The organism is Pseudoduganella sp. RAF53_2, assembly GCF_052113985.1.
Classification (GTDB): domain Bacteria; phylum Pseudomonadota; class Gammaproteobacteria; order Burkholderiales; family Burkholderiaceae_D; genus Rugamonas.
The window spans coordinates 1-3110 of record NZ_JBFRDW010000687.1; the positions used below are offsets into that span (position 1 = coordinate 1).

Annotated in this window: 6 protein-coding genes; 4 read left to right on the forward strand and 2 right to left on the reverse strand. The window is 59.1% G+C overall.

The genetic code is table 11. From position 1 onward, the window contains the following. Positions 1-374 (reverse strand): glutathione S-transferase N-terminal domain-containing protein (locus tag AB4Z11_RS27760; RefSeq protein WP_442029066.1); only part of this gene is annotated, 374 nt, incomplete at its 3' end. Next, positions 374-1081: a transcriptional repressor LexA gene (lexA, locus tag AB4Z11_RS27765; RefSeq protein ID WP_442029067.1), complete on the reverse strand. Its 708-nt coding sequence runs from the start codon at positions 1079-1081 to the stop codon at positions 374-376. The genes lexA and AB4Z11_RS27760, both read right to left, overlap by 1 nt. 126 nt (positions 1082-1207) lie before the next feature. On the opposite strand from lexA, the gene AB4Z11_RS27770 reads away from it, so the two are divergent. The 4 genes from AB4Z11_RS27770 to rpsR form a co-directional block, all read left to right on the forward strand. Then, entirely contained in the window at positions 1208-1669 is a 462-nt protein-coding gene (locus AB4Z11_RS27770) for a hypothetical protein (RefSeq protein WP_442029068.1), read from the forward strand. Positions 1670-2104: 435 nt separating this feature from the next. Then, positions 2105-2485, forward strand: coding sequence for a 30S ribosomal protein S6 (gene rpsF, locus AB4Z11_RS27775; protein WP_130311009.1), 381 nt, complete (start codon positions 2105-2107; stop codon positions 2483-2485). 20 nt (positions 2486-2505) lie between these two features. After that, on the forward strand, positions 2506-2796 hold the full coding sequence (gene priB, locus AB4Z11_RS27780) for a primosomal replication protein N (protein WP_442029070.1): 291 nt from the start codon (positions 2506-2508) through the stop codon (positions 2794-2796). Positions 2797-2828: 32 nt separating this feature from the next. Then, the coding region (rpsR, locus tag AB4Z11_RS27785) for a 30S ribosomal protein S18 (RefSeq protein WP_442029069.1) at positions 2829-3110 on the forward strand (282 nt) is incomplete at its 3' end.

Below are 3110 nucleotides of genomic sequence, written 5' to 3' on the forward strand. Positions count from 1 at the left end.
GTGCCTGCATAGGCACCGGCATCGTCAAACTTCTGGCCATAGCGCAGGTGGGCCATGGAGAAGCCGATGCGGTTGGCTTCCCAGAACAGCCATTCGCGGCAGCGTTCCAGGCGTTCCTTCGATTCGCCGCCCCATGCGCCGAGATGTTCGGCCATGTGCAGCAGGATGGCGTTCGATTGCACGTACGGTTTGCCGTCGTGGACCAGCAAGGGCACTTCGCAGTATTTGGCCAGGCTGCGGAAGGGCTCCGGGCGATCGGCCCGCGCCAGGCGCAGRTCGATCTCTTGGTACTCGTGCGGCACGCCCGCCACTTCCAGTAGCAGCTTGACCTTGTAGCTGTGGCCGGACTCGCAGTTCCCGTACAGCTGGATCATTAGTGCCAGGTCCTCATCAGGCCCACGGCCAGGCCTTCCAGCGCGAAGTCGTCTTCCGGCGTGACGGTGATGACCTTGAAGTCCGGGTTTTCCGGCAGCAGTTCGACGGTGGAGCCGGATTTGCGGTAGCGCTTTACCGTCACTTCATTGCCGATGCGCGCGACCACGATCTGGCCGTTGCGGGCGCTGTCGGTCTTCTTCACCGCCAGCAGGTCGCCGTCCATGATGCCGATGTCGCGCATCGATTCGCCGCGTACTTTCAGCAGGAAGTCGGGCTTGGACGAGAACAGGTTGGGGTCAACGTTGTAGCTGGTTTCCAGATTTTCCTGCGCCAGGATAGGCGAGCCTGCGGCCACGCGGCCGATCAGCGGCAATGAAACCAGCATGCCGGCGGGTACCTGGGGCAGGGCGTCGTCGTCAGTATGGACGGTGGCGCGGCGCGAGCTGGTTGCTGCGCTGCTTGCCGCACCGGTGCCCGATGCTGCGGCGCCGAAGCTGCCGGTCAGACGGATGCCGCGCGAGGTGCCGGCAGTGATCTCGATGGCGCCCTTGCGCTGCAGGGCTTTCAGGTGTTCTTCGGCAGCGTTGGCGGACTTGAAGCCGAGTTCCGCGGCGATCTCCGCGCGGGTCGGCGGGAAGCCGGTGTTGTCGATCGCGTCCCTGATCAGATTGAGGATTTGTTCTTGACGTGCTGTGAGCTTGATCATGGTACGTGTGCTGTGGATATAGACAGTCTGTATTTTTGTACAGTGTGGACCATAATGCAAGCAAAATTGTTGCATCCTGAGAAAAATTTCGGCTTAATGTCGAAACGACAATGCTCGGAGGACGGGATGGGACGCTATGCTTTCTTGCTCGCTGCTGGTATTGCGCTGTTCGGCGCACTGATTCATTTCCTGGCACCTCTGTTGGGAGCGGAGTGGTACGCGTTCTTCCAGGCGCCGCCTGCCGTGGTCGCCTCGGCGCGCGGCGGCACTGCGCTGGCGCCGCTTGGTTCGGTGGTGATCGGCGGACTGATGCTGTTATGCTCCCTGTACGCACTGGCTGGCACTGGTGCGCGCCGCCTGCGCTGGTTGCCGTTTGTCCCGCAGGCGCAAGGCACGATCGCCGCCGTCTGCCTGCTCCGCGGCCTGCTGCTGGTACCGTCCGTGATCAAATTCCCTTCGCATGTGACCACGTTTGATGTGGTCGCGTCCCTGATCTGGTTTGTGACGGGCGTGGCGTTCGTGATCGGCATCCTCTCGCGCCAGCCGGTGCGAATTCCTTCCTTACCTGAGGGGCAGCCCGGCAACTGACAGCGCCGACGCCGGCGTCTTTTCCTGCACCAGCGCAATGCCGAGCTGCTGTGGCTGGCGATCTGTGGCGGTGTGGCGCAGGGCCAGTGTTTCATCGTCAATCGCACCGAAGCGCACGCGGAGCAAGCCCCGATCTTGAGATGCGGATCGGAAGGCAGTGGCTTCATCCAGTCTGGAACATCGTATAAATCATTTCCCTGTTGTGCGCTCCATTCGTGTCGCGAAAACAATATTGCTCATTCCAGTCGATGACTGCCTGCACATCAGGGAAGAAAAATGCCCCAGCATGCCTGTTCGCCGGCCAGCCAGGCTTGAGGCAAAGCAGGGAGGTGCTTGAGCTGGCTGGGAAAAAGTGGTATATTTGCGGGCTTACCTCTTCCCACACCTGTCTTGACGCCAGGGTGGGCTATTTTCACAGTCCTTAAGGGAGTTTACATGCGTCACTACGAAATCGTATTTATCGTCCATCCGGACCAAAGCGAGCAAGTGCCCGCGATGATCGAACGTTACAAGACCAGCGTGACCTCGCGCGGCGGTAACGTGCACCGCGTGGAAGATTGGGGCCGCCGTCAAATGGCGTACTCGATCCAGAAGCTGGCCAAGGCACACTACATCTGCATGAACATCGAGTGCGACAACGAGACTCTGGTCGAACTGGAAACCGCATTCAAATTCAATGATGCCGTGCTGCGTCACCTGACCGTCAAGATGAAGAAAGCGGAAACCGCTCCTTCGCCAATGATGAAGTCGGTTCAGCGTGAAGACGCGGCCAAGAGCCATCGCGCCGAAGCACCAGCAGCTCCTGCAGCGGCCTAAGTCCTGATCAGGAAGAAGGTCTGAACCAGCTACGAGTCATTGCCCTCATCACCGAACGGGACAGCGTCCGCTACACCCCGGCCGGTCTGCCGATTGTGAATGCAGTATTGCAGCACAGTTCGCAACAGATGGAGGCAGGCATCGCCAGACTGGCCGAGTTTGAGATCCCCGCCGTTGCGGCAGGCGATATCAGCAAACGGTTCAGTGAAGCGACCCTCGGCGGCATCTATGAGTTCACCGGATTCCTGGCCAAGAAAAACCGCAATAGCAGAACCCTGGTATTTCACATCATTGATTTTCGTACCGTCTGAGACGGTGCAATTTTTAGATACAGGAGCCTAAAATGGCATTCGGTAAAAAGTTCGACAAAAACAAGCTCAAGCTGAAAGAAAAGCGCAAGCAGCAAAACCCTCTGTTCAAGCGCAAGAAGTTCTGCCGCTTCACCGCCGCTGGCGTTGAGCAAGTGGACTACAAAGATGTAGACACCCTGAAAGACTTCATCCAGGAAAACGGCAAGATCATGCCAGCACGCCTGACCGGCACCAAGGCGCACTACCAGCGTCAAGTTGACACCGCTATCAAGCGCGCCCGCTACCTGGCCCTGCTGCCATACACCGATCTGCAC

Coding starts and splice junctions, on each gene's coding strand:
- lexA (WP_442029067.1), bottom strand. CDS start 1,081: ATGATCAAGCTCACAGCACGTCAAGAACAAATCCTCAATCTGATCAGG.
- AB4Z11_RS27770 (WP_442029068.1), top strand. CDS start 1,208: ATGGGACGCTATGCTTTCTTGCTCGCTGCTGGTATTGCGCTGTTCGGC.
- rpsF (WP_130311009.1), top strand. CDS start 2,105: ATGCGTCACTACGAAATCGTATTTATCGTCCATCCGGACCAAAGCGAG.